Origin of the sequence: Nostoc sp. NMS7 (assembly GCF_017115085.1) — a bacterium.
Classification (GTDB): domain Bacteria; phylum Cyanobacteriota; class Cyanobacteriia; order Cyanobacteriales; family Nostocaceae; genus Nostoc.
Map to the genome: position 1 here is coordinate 82,130 of NZ_JABXKJ010000239.1, position 17,207 is coordinate 99,336.

Annotated in this window: 12 protein-coding genes; 6 read left to right on the forward strand and 6 right to left on the reverse strand. The window is 44.6% G+C overall.

Annotated features, from left to right (window positions below):
• Window positions 1-71 precede the first annotated feature (71 nt).
• Window positions 72-3,332, forward strand: coding sequence for an alpha-mannosidase (locus HWQ38_RS32230; RefSeq protein WP_292801965.1), 3,261 nt, complete (start codon window positions 72-74; stop codon window positions 3,330-3,332).
• Window positions 3,333-3,762: 430 nt separating this feature from the next.
• On the opposite strand, the gene psbA is transcribed toward HWQ38_RS32230, so the two are convergent.
• The 4 genes from psbA to HWQ38_RS32255 form a co-directional block, all read right to left on the reverse strand.
• Window positions 3,763-4,845, reverse strand: coding sequence for a photosystem II q(b) protein (psbA, locus tag HWQ38_RS32240; RefSeq protein WP_292801967.1), 1,083 nt, complete (start codon window positions 4,843-4,845; stop codon window positions 3,763-3,765).
• 1,110 nt (window positions 4,846-5,955) lie between these two features.
• The gene (locus HWQ38_RS32245; RefSeq protein WP_292801969.1) at window positions 5,956-7,455 is read right to left on the reverse strand and encodes an MBOAT family protein; all 1,500 of its coding nucleotides are present in this window, start codon (window positions 7,453-7,455) and stop codon (window positions 5,956-5,958) included.
• 52 nt (window positions 7,456-7,507) lie between these two features.
• Window positions 7,508-7,618 carry a histidine kinase gene (locus tag HWQ38_RS32250; protein WP_292801971.1) on the reverse strand — a complete coding sequence of 37 codons (111 nt, stop codon included), beginning with the start codon at window positions 7,616-7,618 and terminating at the stop codon, window positions 7,508-7,510.
• A 17-nt stretch (window positions 7,619-7,635) separates the two neighbouring features.
• Window positions 7,636-10,638, reverse strand: coding sequence for a DUF1574 domain-containing protein (locus HWQ38_RS32255; RefSeq protein WP_292801973.1), 3,003 nt, complete (start codon window positions 10,636-10,638; stop codon window positions 7,636-7,638).
• A gap of 478 nt (window positions 10,639-11,116) precedes the next feature.
• On the opposite strand from HWQ38_RS32255, the gene HWQ38_RS32260 reads away from it, so the two are divergent.
• The 3 genes from HWQ38_RS32260 (at window position 11,117) to HWQ38_RS32270 (ending at window position 14,894) form a co-directional block, all read left to right on the forward strand.
• On the forward strand, window positions 11,117-11,371 hold the full coding sequence (locus HWQ38_RS32260) for a hypothetical protein (protein ID WP_292801975.1): 255 nt from the start codon (window positions 11,117-11,119) through the stop codon (window positions 11,369-11,371).
• An 84-nt stretch (window positions 11,372-11,455) separates the two neighbouring features.
• Window positions 11,456-14,548, forward strand: coding sequence for a phosphoenolpyruvate carboxylase (locus HWQ38_RS32265; protein ID WP_292801977.1), 3,093 nt, complete (start codon window positions 11,456-11,458; stop codon window positions 14,546-14,548).
• A gap of 91 nt (window positions 14,549-14,639) precedes the next feature.
• Window positions 14,640-14,894 (forward strand): hypothetical protein, encoded by a 255-nt coding sequence (locus HWQ38_RS32270; RefSeq protein WP_292801979.1) that lies wholly within the window; start codon window positions 14,640-14,642, stop codon window positions 14,892-14,894.
• A gap of 72 nt (window positions 14,895-14,966) precedes the next feature.
• Here HWQ38_RS32270 and HWQ38_RS32275 read toward each other — a convergent pair whose 3' ends face one another.
• A complete protein-coding gene (locus HWQ38_RS32275) occupies window positions 14,967-15,188 on the reverse strand; it encodes a hypothetical protein (RefSeq protein ID WP_292801980.1) in 222 nt (73 codons plus the stop codon).
• Between the two features lie 41 nt (window positions 15,189-15,229).
• Here HWQ38_RS32275 and HWQ38_RS32280 point away from each other — a divergent pair, with 41 nt between their 5' ends.
• Window positions 15,230-15,535 (forward strand): DUF4090 family protein, encoded by a 306-nt coding sequence (locus tag HWQ38_RS32280; RefSeq protein ID WP_292801989.1) that lies wholly within the window; start codon window positions 15,230-15,232, stop codon window positions 15,533-15,535.
• Window positions 15,536-15,900: 365 nt separating this feature from the next.
• A complete protein-coding gene (locus HWQ38_RS32285; protein WP_292801982.1) occupies window positions 15,901-16,851 on the forward strand; it encodes an aldo/keto reductase in 951 nt (316 codons plus the stop codon).
• A gap of 57 nt (window positions 16,852-16,908) precedes the next feature.
• Here the strand turns inward: HWQ38_RS32285 and HWQ38_RS32290 are convergent, their stop codons facing one another.
• Window positions 16,909-17,037: a hypothetical protein gene (locus HWQ38_RS32290; protein WP_292801984.1), complete on the reverse strand. Its 129-nt coding sequence runs from the start codon at window positions 17,035-17,037 to the stop codon at window positions 16,909-16,911.
• Window positions 17,038-17,207: the final 170 nt, after the last annotated feature.

The following is a 17,207-nucleotide window of genomic DNA, read 5'->3' on the forward strand; positions in this document are numbered from 1 at the left end:
GCCGGTCTATGTGTCCGTAAGATTGTTGCTCAAAAATATAGTGAGTTTATAAAAATTATTTATTTTTCAAAATGGATAGTAGCCTAATTTCTCAAGCCATTCAAAGATTAAGCCAGATGTCTCGGCTCAATGTTCAAACCAGTTGGCGATATTGTTCCTCAGATACTCCCAACGCTAGTATCAGCCTGACTAGAAATTTTTTGAGCTGGCCGATCGCAGAACTCAATGCCAAAGAACACATTACTATACCCGCAGGCGGTCAGGTGTTGTGGCTTGCTCAACAATTTGTCATTCCTGAAGATTTTCATGGCTATCCTTTGACGGATTTAGCATTACGGCTGGTACTGACTTGGTGGGCAAAAGATGTCAAAATTTTTGTGAATGACTCTTTAGTGCAGGAAGGAGATTTGTTTGATGCCTCAACCAGGGTTTTGCTTAGTCCATCTGTAAAACCAGGGGAGGAGATTTTCGTTGTATTGCGGATGGTTAGTCCAGATAATGATGCAGGGGCGTTGGTGCGATCGCAGCTTGTGTATGAGTCTACCAATGATCAGCAGCTTGAACCTAGTTTTGTCGCTGATGAGTTAGCCATATTGCAGCGCTATGTCGAAACCGAAGCACCAGAAAAATTGGACATCATCACAGCAGCTGTCACTCTAATTAATTGGGCAGCTTTGCCAGACGGTCAATTCTTTGAGCAATCACTTGCGATTTTACGCCAAAACCTAGCACTAGCAATTCATGAATTGCCGCTGCTACAAGAACGCCGCATTTTTTTGTTGGGTCATTCTCACCTCGATTTGGCTTGGTTGTGGCCAATAAGTGAAACTTGGGAAGTAGCAGTGCGGACTTTTGAATCGGTTCTTTTGTTACAAGAAGAGTTTCCCAACCTAATTTACTGCCACTCCAGCCCAGCTTTGTACGCCTGGATTGAACAACATCGCCCTGACTTGTTTGCTGCTATTCAAGCACAGGTTGCTCTGGGGCGATGGGAAGTTGCAGCCGGGATGTGGGTTGAGCCTGATCTTAACCTGATTAATGGCGAATCGATTGTGCGACAGATTCTTTACAGTCAGCGTTATGTGCAGGAAAAGTTTGGGCAGTTAAGTACAGTTGTCTGGTTGCCAGATAGTTTTGGCTTTTGTGCGACTCTGCCCCAAATTCTCAAACTTGGAGGGATTGAATACTTTGTCACCCAGAAACTGAGTTGGAATGATACCACAAAGTTTCCTCACGGAGTATTCTTTTGGCGATCGCCTGATGGCACTCAGATACTCAGCCTCATGTCTGCCCCGATTGGGGAAAGTATCGACCCGATCAAAATGACTAACTACGCCCTTGACTGGGAAAAGCAGACTGGGTTGAAAGATGCCCTCTGGCTTTTTGGATGTGGCGATCACGGTGGCGGTCCCACCCATGATATGTTAAACGTAGCTTGCCGATGGCAAAAGTCTCCTTTCTTTCCACGTCTGGAATCTACCACAGCTAGTGCATATTTGCAACAAATTAGCAGTCAGCAGTTTCCTGTCTGGGATGATGAACTGTATTTTGAGTTCCATCGTGGCTGCTACACCACTCATGCTCTGCAAAAGCGTTGGAATCGGCATTGTGAAGGGTTGTTATATCAGGCAGAACTGTTTGCTTCTTTGGCAACTTTGAGTGGTGGGGTAGCTTATCCCAAGGCTGAATTGTCAGACGCTTGGAAGAAGGTGTTGTTTAACCAATTCCACGACATTCTACCGGGAGCATCAATTCCCGAAGTTTATGTAGATGCAAACCAAGCTTGGCAGGAAGTAGATCGAGTTTGTTCGGAGATATTAGATAATTCACTTAGAGTGATCGCATCCCAAATTGCCTTTCCCCCATCGCCACAGCCCGACGCCTTGCCAATTATCGTTTTTAACCCTCTGAATTGGCAGCGCTCAGAAGTCGTTACTGTCCCCTTACCAACTCTCCCTTTAGAAAGTGGTGGTAAGAAAAGTCCGTACTGGGAAATTTATGACTTGGAAGGACACCAGCTAACATCCCAACTGTCCGAGGAAGCGGTACTTCTATTTCTAGCGACTGATATTCCATCAGTCGGCTATCGGCTCTTTTGGCTATGTCCTCAACAGGATGCACCTGAAACAGAAAAATCTCAAGATAATATTAGTAGAGCACTACTTGAGCCTAACTCAGATAGTGAAAACATTTTTACTAGAAAAGATTTTGTTTTAGAAAATGAATTTTTGCGGGTAATTGTTGATTCTAAAAGTGGCGATTGTTGCAGTATCTTCGACAAAATTAATCATCGGGAAATTGTCAATCAAGAAGGGTGTAATCAGTTGCAAGGATTCGAGGATAGCGGTCATGTATACTGGGATGCTTGGAATATTGACCCCAACTATGCCAAACACCCTTTATCCCCAACCGATCTGAAATCTATCCATTTGGTAGAACAAGGACCAGTGCAACAGCGTCTGCGGGTAGTACGACAGTTGGGGAAATCTGAGTTTTGCCAAGATTACATACTCTCAGTTGGATCGCCGATTCTCAAAATTTCTACTACCGTAGACTGGCAAGAGCGCCACGTACTAGTAAAAGCGGCTTTCCCGCTAACTCTAGAAGCGGATTACGTCACTTATGAGATTCCCTGCGGTGCTATTGGGCGTCCAACCCGACCTACAGAACCTAGAGAGCAGGCAAAATGGGAAGTTCCTGCTATGCGATGGGCTGATCTGACTCAGCAAATGGGGGATGGGGTTTCGGAACTTCCTAGCAATTCCCAATCTCCGATACCTGATGCTCTATACGGTGTGAGTTTGCTGAATGATTGCAAATACGGTTACGATAGTGAATCGAATCAATTGCGTCTAACTCTACTACGTAGTCCAAACTGGCCTGATCCTCAAGCTGATCAAGGATATCATGAATTTACTTACGCCGTCTATCCTCACCCAGGCAGTTGGCAGGCAGCCCACACGGTACGACGCGGCTACGAACTAAATCTACCACTCCAAGTGATGATCTACCGGGGTTTAGAGGCTAATCGAATAGCGGCTTTACCGCCAGTTGGTCGATTCTTAGATTTATCAGCCCAGAATCTAGTCTTAATGGCGTTCAAGCAGTCCGAGGATGATCCCCAGCAGTGGATTTTACGGTGTTATGAATGCCACGGAGAGCCAGCCGAGTTGTCATTGCAGAGTGACTTAAGGTTAGTAGTCTCCCATCCTGCCGATATATTAGAGCGACTCACTCAGCCCTCTGAGCAATTGATTGAGGAAAAGATATTTAGCGTTTCCCCTTGGAAGATCCTCACTTTATACATCAATGGAGCTGACTTTTGCCGTTAAGTCTCAAAAAGCTTGGTCATGAAGGGTTCTGGATAAAGCACAGCATACTTGAATGGGCGGTTATAGTAATTCTTTTTCGCATAAGTGATATTTGCACTCCCTACATGAAGAAGAAATATTTTAACTTGCGGCTATCTGAACGCAGATTAAACAAACTTCGTAAATACGCTGTATCAGTTGATAAGACCATGACACAAATCATTGAAGAATTAATTGACTCGCTTACGTTAACAGAGAGCGGCGATTCCTCCTTGACCCCTTTCCCTCTCAAACAAAAGGATTGATTTGGTTAGAGGTCAACTCATCACCGCCCAAAAATTCATCCCACACTCCTATCGACGGTGAGATGTGGGGCTTCTTTTCGTTTTAGCTAAATAAAAAGCGCCCCCCATTTCTGGAGGACGCTTTTTATTTAGCTAATACTGAAATATTAACCGTTGATCGCAGGAGCAGTCATTGCTACAGGATAAACTTCACCAGCAGCTAAGTCTAGAGGGAAGTTGTGAGCGTTACGCTCGTGCATTACTTCCATACCTAAGTTAGCGCGGTTGATTACGTCTGCCCAGGTGCTGATGACGCGACCTTGGGAGTCAATGATTGATTGGTTAAAGTTGAAACCGTTCAGGTTAAATGCCATCGTGCTGATACCCAAAGCCGTGAACCAGATACCGACGACAGGCCACGCAGCTAGGAAGAAGTGCAGTGAACGGCTGTTGTTGAAAGAAGCGTATTGGAAAATCAAACGACCGAAGTAGCCGTGGGCTGCAACGATGTTGTAGGTTTCTTCTTCTTGACCGAACTTGTAACCGTAGTTTTGTGATTCGGTTTCGGTGGTTTCACGCACTAAGGAAGAAGTTACTAGAGAACCGTGCATTGCAGAGAACAAACTTCCGCCGAATACACCAGCCACACCTAACATATGGAAGGGGTGCATCAAGATGTTATGTTCTGCTTGGAACACAATCATGAAGTTGAAGGTTCCAGAGATACCCAAAGGCATGCCATCTGAGAAAGAACCTTGACCGATGGGGTAGATCAAAAATACTGCGGTAGCGGAAGCTAAAGGTGCGCTGTAAGCTACGCAGATCCAAGGACGCATACCTAAGCGGTAAGAAAGTTCCCACTGACGACCCAGGTAGGTAGCGCAACCGATTAAGAAGTGGAAAACTACTAACTGGTAAGGACCACCGTTGTACAACCACTCATCTAAGGAAGCAGCTTCCCAGATTGGGTACAAGTGTAAGCCAATGGCGTTGGAGGAAGGAACAACTGCACCAGAGATGATGTTGTTTCCGTAGATCAAAGAACCTGCAACTGGTTCACGGATACCATCGATGTCCACAGGAGGAGCAGCGATGAAGGCAATTACAAAGCAGGTGGTCGCAGCTAACAGAGTAGGAATCATCAAAACGCCGAACCAACCGATATAGATCCGGTTTTCGGTGCTGGTGATCCACTCGCAGAAGCGATCCCATACGCTAGCGTCAGAGCGCCGTTGTAAGGTTGTGGTCATGGTTTTATAAGTGCGATTGGGTTGTTAATAATGGAACAAGCGGATTTATTTTCGCCTGTTGAATTACAGTTTAGATGAATTTACTTTGATGCAATCTGTGATTTAATATTCTGTTACAAAATCCTTTTACAAGCTGATCAAACAGTCAATTTTTTCTACTATGAAATAATAATAGTTATAAAAAACTCCATCCCCTTGTGGGTGGAGTTTTTAGTCAAAAGTCATTAGTCATTAGTACCAATGACCAATGACTTTTGACTAATGACTAAAGCGGCGGGGCGACTATCCCTCTCCAGACACCTGGGGATGGAGTTTCCCGCCGCTTTCAATGAATTGAGGCTTTGATTAATGAAACAAATGACTTGGATGGCTCCCTCAACCGTGATCGGTCAGCTTTAGACTCGAGTCAATGATCAACTCCAGCCCTAATGCGGATTCTAGGTAGTATTAAGAAAACCCTACTTTTTCAGCAGGTTGATGCTTGAACCTGGGAGCAGATTTTTCTTTAGCAGCCAGATGCCGCCCAGAAGAACCACGCTCAAACCAATATCCTTTGCCAGTAAAAGGTTAGACAGGGAAAGCTACTTTTAGAATTAAAACACGGAAAAAACTTGGTTTCAAGTAGAAAAAAATACTCAACTACTTCTTGTGGGGTGGATGTCTGGTCATTGGTGTCAACTTAACGTAGAAGTTAGGCTTGGGAAGCTTTCGAGGTTTGACCCTCACCCCCAGCCCCTCTCCCAAAATTGGTAGAGGGGAGCAAATTCTCTAGTTCCCCGAATCCCAACTTGGGATTCGGGGTTATACCCTTTCACTTTAATAATGATACAAATACGTTGGTAGGGGCACAGCAATGTTCCCTACGAGAAATCTATATGTATCAGGGTTTGTGTGAAATGGTATTAGGGGATGAGGGCAAAACCTCTTCTCAAAGCAGATTTTTTCTTAACTTGACACCACCGCCCATAGCCAAAGGCGGGCTTTTCAGCCCACCCTACAAGATTGAATAATTTATTTGTTGGAAATCCCTTAGTTAACTCGATAAAACCGCCTTCGAGGTTTCTTGCTGTTGTCTAATGTTTGAGTTAATTTTTTATATTTTGGGGAATTTTAAAAATCAAAGTAGATGTAGGGCAAACTACCTTCAGGAGCTAATAACCAAACAGCGTAGAAACATAGGGGGACGAAGACAAGCTTAAGCGGCCAGTTAAGCTCTAACTTCAGCATTCGGTTGAAAGCATAGACTACAGCCATAAGGACAGCTAAAGCTAGAAGTACCCAAGTGAGTTGGTATTGGCTGAGATTTAAGGCTTCCACATAGACCTTTTCAGCAAACTGGGGATCAGCAGGATAACCCCAAAGATGCCGAATTACCAAAGAAGAGTCTTGGAGATTAGGTAGGCGGAACCAAATCCAAGAGGTAAAAACCATCAGTTGCGTCAATAACCAAGCGACAAAGATACCCAGAGGATTTTGCCAGAATTGTGCTAGATTTTCAAAGCGATCGCTCATCGCAACTGTAAGTCGATGAACCACCAAGGCTAACCCGTGGAATATGCCCCAAACTACATAACCCAAAGCTGCACCGTGCCAAATACCGGCGATTAACATGATAAAAAATAAATTCCAGCAGGTACGGACTAAACCCTGACGGGAACCACCCAAAGGAAAGTAGACATAGTTACGTAGCCAATCTCCGAGAGTTATGTGCCAGCGCCGCCAAAATTGGGCAATATTGGTGCTGAAATAGGGAAAATCGAAATTCTCAGGTAGAACCAAGCCGAAAAGCAAAGCACTACCACGGGCGATGTCTACGTAACCGTTGAAATCTAGATATAACTGTAAGCCGTAGGCGAATGTAGCTAACCAGAGATCGGTACTACCCGCCCGTTGCAGATTACCAAAACATAAATCGACAAAAATTCCCAGGTGGTCTGCAAAAATACCTTTTTTGACTGCGCCCCTAGCAATCAACCACAGCGCCTCAGCTACTCTATCGCTACTGGGGAAGTCTACTGTATTGAATTGATTTGCTAAGTTGTGGTAGCGCGTAATCGGGCCGGAAATCATTTTGGCAAAAAATAATTTGTATGTCGCAAATTTGATAAACTTCTCAGTAGCAGGGGCACCACGATAGACATCTATTAAGTAGGCAATGCATTCAAAGGTGAAAAATGAAATTCCCAAAGGTGCAATCAATTTAAAAGAGCTATCTGGTGAGTTTGTTTCCAGATGAAAAACAAACTTAAATAAAGGGGTAAAATACTTAAAACCTAATAACAATAAAACATTTAGAGTTATACCCAGCCACAAAAGTTTTAGACGACGAAGATTCCAGTCACCTTGGGCAAATTGCCACTCTTCATTAGAAATTTGCCAGTCAAGAGAATGTTTTCCCGGTGATGTGTTTTTGCCAATCTCCAGCCCCACACGGAAATTAATAAACGTCAATGCTAATAGTAATGGTATGTACTGGATCTGCAAAGATGCGTAGAAAATCAAACTGGCAATTAGCAGCGTCCATAATCGCAATTTCTGTTGTGCTAAAGACCAGTAAATTCCTAACACACTCAACAAGAACAGCCCATAGAAAATTGATATAAAGTTCATATTTTAGTCATTAGTCATTAGTCATTTGTTATTGGGCATTGGGCATTGGGCATTAGTCATTTGTTATTGGGCATTGGGCATTGGGCATTGGGCATTGGTTATTCTGCTTGTCCCCCTTGTCTCCCTTGTCCCCCTTGTCTCCCTTGTCTCCCTCATCCCCCACTCCCCACTCCCCACTCCCTACTTCACTGGCCAAGGAATCATCGGATCATTAGCCAGCTTTTTCGAGACTTCGTATGCTCCAAAGCGGTTGAGATGGCTGGGGTCAGAAAAGTAGTCGTTTGTTTTTATCCACTGTTGGCTCAAATCACGATAAATAAAGTTGGGATTAGTAGCCAAATGCAACATATATTGCTGAAATTCTTGCTCATATTGTCTCCGCACTGGATCTAAATAATCTCCTGTCAGAGGCATATTCACAAACACTAAGGAAATTTTCTGAGACTGGGCAAACTGAAGCACTTCTTGACAGGCAGCATCTTGCTCTCCTTCTATTTGGAAAGATTTATAGTCGTTGTCGTAATTTCCAGGAACTTTAGAATGTTTTTGATAGTATCTAGCGGGATTGAAGCGAATAGATAAAGGTAGAAAGCCATCAACGTCAACTGCTTGCTGGGAAATGCTCTCATCTGAAGTACCGTCTGTTAGCTGTTTTTCTGATGCAACTGTCTGATTATGACCAAGGATGAGCAGTGGTTTTTGCAGTAAACTTTTAATTTGGTCGCGGTTTTGATAGCTAGCAGAAAGAGATGCTAGAGCCTGATTTAATGACTGATTGATAGCTTCATAGGTACTAATCTCTGGTTTTTCTTCCTTTGTCTTTTGTTCTCCCGAATTTACGGTACTTTCGGGCAAATCATTGCTATTTGCAGTAGTTATTGGTGTTTTTTGAAATGCTTCTTTATAACCAACTGATGCAGCGATCGATTTAAAGGTAATATCCTCGCGTCCACCGTTGAAAGCACGCGCACCATCTGCCCAGATAATTATTTTAGGTAGTTCTGATGGTTGGAGTACGTGGCGAATCAGAAAGTCTACAACTTGTGCGGTTGCACCGTTGATTCCAAAGTTAAATACGTCAAGATTTGGATAGCCCTGAGTCACTAAAGCTTTAGAAAGTGCTGCTGGATCTACTCCTCTGAGGGCGCGGGAGGAGCCAATAATCAACACATCTGGCGGACTACCAGTTCTCGCTAAACGCTGTTTATACAGTGCTAGTTGCTCGTCTAACTGTCTGACATTGAAACTTGGTATTTGCGATCGCGCTGCTAAAAGAATAGCGGTAGAGGTTGCTTTTTCTTTCAGTGGTGCGGCTGCCAAATTCTTGATCGGGGTGTTATCACTTTGGGTAAATTCCGAAGCATTAAATACAGAACTCTGATTTGGAGGAGATTTTGTCTTGGAAGTGCTGGTAACAAATGTCGTTTGATCACTGGGATTTTTTCCAGATGTCAAAGATGCCTTTTGCCCAGAGGATGATGGGGGTAAGATATTGCTGGGCGTAGTGCGGGCAATGATTTGACCTAATGCCCAATCAGTTTGGAGGGTGAGCAATAATCCCAGCGTTCCCCAAACCAGAACCACTTTAAGTCCTTGAGTATCAGGGTTTGCCTCGGCTGACTGGTAGCTTTCGCTAAATAGTTGGCTTGTCAACAGGAATTTTTTCGCTGTTGCACTCGCTGTTGCTATCCAACCTCGTGCTACTTCTGTCACAAAAGTTTGAACTTCTTCTGTCGTTAAGTCGGGGCGCAAAATTGGTTCGTTAGTTTCAGAGATTACTAGATCGTTAACGTATTTAGAAGTGGCAGCAAATTCTGGGGTGGCTTCTGGGACTAAACGTTGGCGATGCTCAAGATCAAGTCCATAGTGCCAAAAAGGTTCTTTATTCCCAGCACGGCGACCGTAGACACGTACCCCCATAATACCGGGAATTTTTAACTGGCGGATGAACTGCGTAATTTTGCTGGCGACTTGTTCACGCCCTGGACAAACAGGCGCATCACACATGATATGCAATAAATCATTTTTGTTCAGCAGAAGTACGCGAATTCCCCCTGTCAATAGCCGCCAATCCAAGTCTGGATTGAGTAAACGCTCCAATAAAAATATCAGCGCTGGTTCGTCGCCAGTATTCGCCAAATCTAGCGGTGATATGGCAAAGGCGGGATGCTTTGTCGCGGGTAAAGCCAGCCAATCAATCCAAGTTGGTTGGTTGTCGCCTGCTTTTTGTCCGTATAGGGTGGCGGCGAGAATGCCTTGAGGTGCGATCGCTTCTAGCTGGGGTAAAATCGCCTCTAAGCACATTACCTTGTCTGGGATTGGGGCTATTCCCAAGGGATCATAAACTGGAGTACAAAAGATATGTAGGGTTGATTCCTTAAGATCAGCTTGAACAGCAACTTTTAACTGTGACAATACCTCAGTTAATAATCGCGCGATCGCTTGGACATCCCCCCATCGCGCCCACTCTTTCAGCATTACCTCTGGTGGGGTCAAATCCACCCGCAGCAGCCAATCAGGGGCAGTTTCGCCGCTTACCTGGGAAACAATTACTGCATCTTTGTAGCCGGAAAGCTTCAGATAACGCAACTTCTGCGCGACTGGTTCAGCAAGCAACGATGCATCAGGGCTATAGATCGACTGGCAAAATATCCACAGGCGATTTTCTTCTGGCTGAGAGTTCTTTGGCTTATATAGCTTAATCTTTACCTGTACCGATACACCTAACACACTCAGGGTTTCGCTAAGATACCGAGCGATCGCTTCTGGGTTCCCCTGGCGTGCCAAACTTTCGTTAGAGACAATTAGCGCCCCACCCGATTGTTTTGATTTTTCTGAGTCTGCTAGCAAGGCTTGCTGCACCTGCTCCAGATGCTTATCTATTTGATTCAAGTGAACCCGATGACACCATTTGGGGCGCTGTTCCCCTTTTCTTCGGCCATAGACAAATACTTGATATATTGAGGGTTCTTCCTTGCTTGTGAGGATATCTACATCTGTTTGCTGTAGTGCTTGCAGCAAGTCAGACAAAGTACGCCAACGCTGCGGACATTCTGTACCTTCACAAAGAATATGAAGGTCATTTCCCCGCAACCGGACTTTCACTCCGAAGGTGTTGATCCCTGTTGCTTGGCTTACCCATTGCAGTAAGGATTGCTGGCGATCTGGTAATACTGTTTTCATCGGAAGTTAATTTTACAGGAAGCGATTGTTGGGGGATAGTGCCTGCACTTGTAAACTAGAACCATAGGTCTATCACACTCTGACGGTTTTTTTTAACAATTTTGTTACCTTCATAGCTCACAAAATCGGACAAGATAGTCTTGTACAGGTTGCAAGTCGGACTAATGTTGAGTTTTGCGTTTATTTTACTAATAGGGAGTCAAAAATCAGAAGTTAGGAGTTAGAAGTTAAGAGCCAGAATAATTGTATATGACTACGCTGATGACTTTTTGTTTAAAGCCGGACTTGCGTTCTACTCCCTTAACGTCCTTGATGGGCTAAACAAACAACAAGCTTATCCCATTTAAACTCGATTTCTTTATCTTTGGAGTCATCCTAACTCCTAATTCCTGTACAGACCGCGATTAATCGCCTCTCTCCTGTACAGACGCGATTAATCGCCTCTCTACTCAATAATTCCCATAACCAAAAATTAGCAATGCCTCCTACCAAACAACAGCCCTCACCTAATCCTGCATCCCATCTGGATTTATTTAGCATTCCCCAGTCCTTGCTTTTACAAATAGGTACAGCGTCTATATTACTGCTGCTCCTTACCGGAAAAACAACAGTAAGAGCGCTAGAAGCCATAGGGGAAGCCAGTGAAGAATTATTGCGAGGCGATCGCCTACCCAACCTTGACTTCCCAGATGAACCCGAAACTAATCCAGATGAGAATATATACACCAAATAATTATTTGCTCAGGAACAACCCGGTGAGCATTAAGTGCAAAGCCTAGAACCGTAAACAGTAATTAGCTTTACAAGAATAGAGAATATGGGTTCCCTTTTATACTCTTCGTCTCAAACTGCGGATATATACCCGGTGTCGGAATTATTTTTGCGTCATCGTCTCCAGGTAGTGGAAGAATTGTGGGAGTCAGTTCTCCGGCAAGAATGCGGTCAAAATATGGTAGACTTATTGGGGCAGTTGCGCGATTTATGTTCACCAGAAGGACAAGCAACAAATGACCAAGCAGCCTCAGCCGTAAAATTGATTGAGCAATTAAATATCAATGAAGCAATTCGCGCGGCTCGGGCTTTCGCTCTATATTTTCAGTTGATTAATATCATTGAGCAGGAATACGAACAACGGCAGCAATTGAGTCGCTATGAGGCAGAAATAGAGTCAACACCGCAAACACCAGCCAATGTCAATTATTCGTCCAATCAAAGAGAAGATGATGCGCCTGTTAGTAGGGGAATAGCAGCCGAGTTGCTGAGAAAGAGTTATGTAGAAAAAGAATTAGTCAAACCAAAAGGTACTTTCGCTGCCTTATTTCCCTATTTATTCAAACTGAATGTACCACCTCAGCAAATTCAACGTCTAATTACACATCTGGATGTGCGCTTAGTTTTCACAGCGCACCCGACGGAAATTGTGCGTCATACCATCCGAGATAAGCAGCGACAGGTAGTACAACTTTTGCAAAAACTGGATGCCCTGGAAAACCACTCTGGTAGCACACCAGGAGCATATCCTTGGGAAGCCGCAGATGTCCGCGAACAATTGCTCGAAGAAATTCGCCTGTGGTGGCGTACAGACGAACTTCACCAGTTCAAACCCACGGTACTAGATGAAGTAGATTATGCCCTGCACTACTTCCAAGAAGTTTTATTTGATGGCATTCCTCAACTTTATAAACGTTTCAAACACACCCTATCCAATACCTTTCCTTGGCTAGAACCACCGAGTAAAAACTTTTGCTCTTTCGGCTCTTGGGTAGGCTCAGACAGGGATGGGAATCCATCAGTTACACCGGAAATTACCTGGCAGACAGCTTGCTATCAGCGCAAAATGGTGCTAGGGAGATATATTCAGTCAGTGAAACATCTGATTGAATTGTTAAGTGTATCGATGCATTGGAGTGATGTTTTACCAGACTTACTAGAATCTCTAGAATTAGATCAGTCGCAGTTAAGCGAAGTCTACGACGCACTGGCGCTGCGTTATCGACAAGAACCCTATCGGCTGAAACTGGCTTATGTGTTGAAACGGCTGGAAAATACCCGCGATCGCAATCTCGCTTTATATAATCGGGAAACGCCAACAAATCAAGATAGCCCCCTGTATCTTTCGGGAGCTGATTTTTTAGCAGAACTGCGGATGATTGAGCGCAACTTGACAGAAACAGGTTTAAGCTGTCGAGAATTAGAAAATCTCATCTGTCAGGCAGAAATTTTTGGCTTTAATTTGACACAGCTAGATATTCGCCAAGAATCGTCCCGCCATGCTGATGCGCTCAATGAGATCCTGGAATACTTGCAAATATTATCTCAACCTTACAATGAACTCTCTGAGGAGCAAAGAGTTGCTTGGCTGACAGGAGAACTGCAAACCCGGCGGCCATTAATTCCAGCAGAATTGCCATTTTCCGAAAAAACCAACGATGTCATTGAGACTTTTCGCGTCGTGCGATCGCTCCAACAAGAATTTGGTCTCAACATCTGCCAAACTTACATTATCAGTATGTGCCGCGACGTCAGCGACGTGCTGGAAGTACTGCTGTTAGCCAAAGAAGCCAGACTTTTTGACCCCGCCATTGCTGTCGGAACTATTCAAGTTGTCCCCCTATTTGAAACAGTAGAAGATTTACAACGCTCTAGAAGCGTCATGCAGAAATTATTTGAACTCCCGTTATATCGCGCTTTGTTAGCTGGCGGCTACGAACAGACAAAAGCACAGGATAGCGATGAAAATTCATCCTCCCCTGCCTCCCCTGCCCCCTCTGCCCCCCCTGCTTCCTCCTCCCCCCTCCCGCCGAACTTGCAAGAAGTCATGTTGGGGTATTCTGACAGCAACAAAGACTCTGGTTTTTTAAGTAGCAACTGGGAAATTCATAAAGCCCAAAAATCACTGCAACAAATAGCAGAAAACTATGATCTAAACTTGCGGATTTTCCACGGACGCGGCGGTTCTGTGGGACGTGGTGGCGGTCCAGCTTACGAAGCGATTTTAGCCCAACCGGGTCATAGTATCAATGGGCGAATCAAAATTACCGAACAAGGAGAAGTTTTGGCTTCCAAATACTCCTTGTTGGACTTGGCATTATACCACATGGAAACCATCACTACTGCGGTGATTCAAGCTAGCTTGCTGCGAACAGGGTTTGATGATATTGAACCCTGGAATGAGATTATGGAAGAATTAGCGGCGCGATCGCGTCAACATTATCGTGCTTTAATCTACGAACAGCCTGATTTTGTTGACTTCTTCCATGAAGTAACCCCAATTGAAGAAATCAGCCAGTTGCAAATTAGTTCCCGTCCCGCACGCCGTCCATCTGGTAAGAAAGATTTAAGTAGTCTGCGAGCTATTCCGTGGGTATTTAGCTGGACACAAACTCGCTTTTTGCTGCCTTCCTGGTATGGCGTTGGCACAGCTATACAAGAATTTTTGAACGAAGAACCAGAGGAACACTTGAAATTGCTGCGCTACTTTTACATTAAGTGGCCTTTTTTCAAGATGGTGATTTCCAAGGCCGAGATGACTTTGGCAAAAGTAGATATGCAAATGGCACATCACTATGTCCAAGAATTGTCAAAACCAGAAGATCAACTTCGTTTTGCCAAGGTTTTTGACCAAATTGCCAGCGAGTTCTATCTGACAAGGGATTTGGTGTTAAAAATCACCGATCACAATCAACTCTTAGATGGTGATCCTGTATTGCAACGATCTGTACAGTTACGCAATGGCACAATTGTACCTTTGGGATTTATTCAAGTTTCACTACTCAAGCGCCTACGACAGTCCCAAAATACTACTGCTACTTCTGGAGTCATCCACTCTCGTTACAGCAAAGGCGAGTTACTGCGAGGGGCATTGTTAACTATTAATGGTATTGCAGCTGGGATGAGAAATACGGGTTGATTGGGCATGGGACAAGGGGGACAAGGGGGACAAGGGGGACAAGGGGGACAAGGAGAATAACCAATAAAAAATAACAAATAACAAATGACAAATGACAAAAAATAGAATTTTAATTTGCACTTTTTTGGCGCTGTCATCAGGTTTTTTTGGTGCTTACACCAGTGGGCAAATTACCCTGATGCTGCATAGCCAAAAGTGTCAAAACCAACCTTGGGGTTTCAAGGAGATGTGCAACGCTTGGATGACACCAGGGGCAATATGGCAAGGTAGCACAACAGGACTATGGACAGGCACTATCTTAGGGGGGTTTGTTGGTGGTTTGGTGACGCGACAAACTCGTGATTAGCCTTGGCTGAATGGAATTCGCGGCTACACAAACAAAGCCCGCCTTCGTGGGCTAAGAGAAAATCAAGATTTTTTAACCCGCAAAGGGGGGTTTTGCTTGTGTAGACAAGCCAGTGCGTTGGGGAGCCAGCGCTGTGGGCGGGTTTCCCGACTTGAGGCGACTGGCGTCCGGCTTTGCCGACTTGTTCGCGCAGCGTCTCCCCTTGGGAGAAGCAATTGGCGTGCGGTTTCTAACCGCCCTTTTAACGTTAAGTTGACTAGCAAAAAAGCCGATAGGCGGGTTTGGTGTCAGCAAGGCTGGTAAAATCTACTCATAGCGAAGAAGAACAAATCACCATGCCTACCGAAACTAACTCAGGGAATCAAACTACTACAGGTGCTGATGCTATTGATGAAGCGATCGCACAGGGAATCGATTTTGATGGTTCTCCCATTCCGCCCGCCAAGCTAGAACTTTATGGTAAAGTTATGGCGCTAGAAGGCAATAGACAGCGCAGTGGCGTATCTAATACGATGCGATCGCGCATTGTGCGAATTGGTGCAAAACACATTCCCCAAACAGAACTCGACCAATTACTTCTAGATGCTGGTTTCGCACCCCTAAAAGAGAAAGAAATTGCCTTTTTCTATAGTGGCAAATAGTTGATATTTTACAGCAGTTTTCATTTATTTGAACCACATATCTTGTAGGGGCACAGTCAACTTAGAGCCAGGGCGACTGGAAGTCGCGGCTAGACAAACGTTCGCCCTACAGCCCTTCGGGCATCCTACGGCAGGCGTTCCCGTTCGCGTAGCGTCTCCCTTAGGAGAAGGGTAGTCCACCTCCGTGGACTAATACAAAATCAACTCACGCATCCCAAATTGGCATCGGTATTTTGGCTTCTTGAGTCTTTTGCTGATCGGGTTGAAAAGTGTATCTTCAGTAAGATATTGTCAACTTTCCCTTGTGTTTAAATTGTCACACAGCTATATCTACTTAAGTAATAGCTGAGAGACAAGGAGAACAGATGTCAAATTCCGAAATGCTATACAGAGTTCTCGGCAGTACAACAGAGAAAGTTTCCGCCATCGGATTGGGTGGTTGGCACATCGGTTTGAAGCACGTTGATGAGCAACTGGGTATCCGAATTGTGAGAACCGCGATTGATCGCGGCATCACCTTTATGGATAATAGTTGGGATTACAACGGTGGAGTCAGCGAGATTCGCATGGGAAAAGCGTTGCGCGATCGCTACCGAGACAAAGTGTTCCTGATGACGAAAATTGACGGCCGCTCTAAGAAAGAAGCTGCAAGACAGCTAGACGAATCTCTTCAACGCCTGCAAGTTGATTGCATCGATCTTGTGCAGCATCACGAAATCATTCGGTATGAAGATCCGCATCGAATTTTTGATAAAGAAGGGGCAAATGCTGCCTTAATTGAAGCGCGGGAAGCTGGCAAACTCCGATACATCGGCTTCACTGGACACAAAGATCCCCATATTCATCTGCACATGCTGGAAGTTGCAGCCACTCACGGGTTTAAATTTGATACGGCTCAGATGCCTCTGAATGTGATGGATGCCCACTACCGGAGCTTTGCCAAGCTAGTTGTGCCAGAACTGGTTAAACAAAACATCGGCGTTCTAGGGATGAAAAGCTTGGCGAACGGTATTCTTTTACGCTCAAAGACTGTAACACCAATTGAGTGTTTACACTATGCTTTGAATCTACCTACATCGGTTGTGATTACCGGAATTGATAGCATGGAGATTCTAGAGCAAGCCTTTGAAGCAGTGCAGACGTTCCAGCCAATGAATGACGAACAAGTGCGATCGCTCTTAGCAAAAACCGCAGAAGCGGCATCACGCGGCGAGTTTGAGCCTTTCAAAACCTCATCAATTTTTGACAGCACTGCCCAAAATCCAGATTGGCTGGGAGAGGAGCCACAGCGCATCCAACAATTGATGTCAGCGTAATACCAATTACAGTAGAGATTTCCGACAATAAATGTAGAGACGTTATATGTAACGTCTCTATTCTGCGATCGCATTCTGTTCATCTTCTGTGATTTCTGCACCACGCTTCCAAGGAATCTCTAATTGAAACTCAGCGTTGGCTTTGTAGTAAGTGTACCAATGATCAGATGTTGTGATTGAAGACAAAGTAGGTAACAGCTTATGAGGATTCATCAAAACTCCAAATGTGTATAGCCTGGTGTTGTTTTACAGCAGTTTTCATGTATTTGAACCACATCTGTCGTAGGGGCACAGCATTGCTCATTGGTGTCAACTTAAGAGGATAAAGCCCATATTTGCTGGGTGCGAGCGTCAAT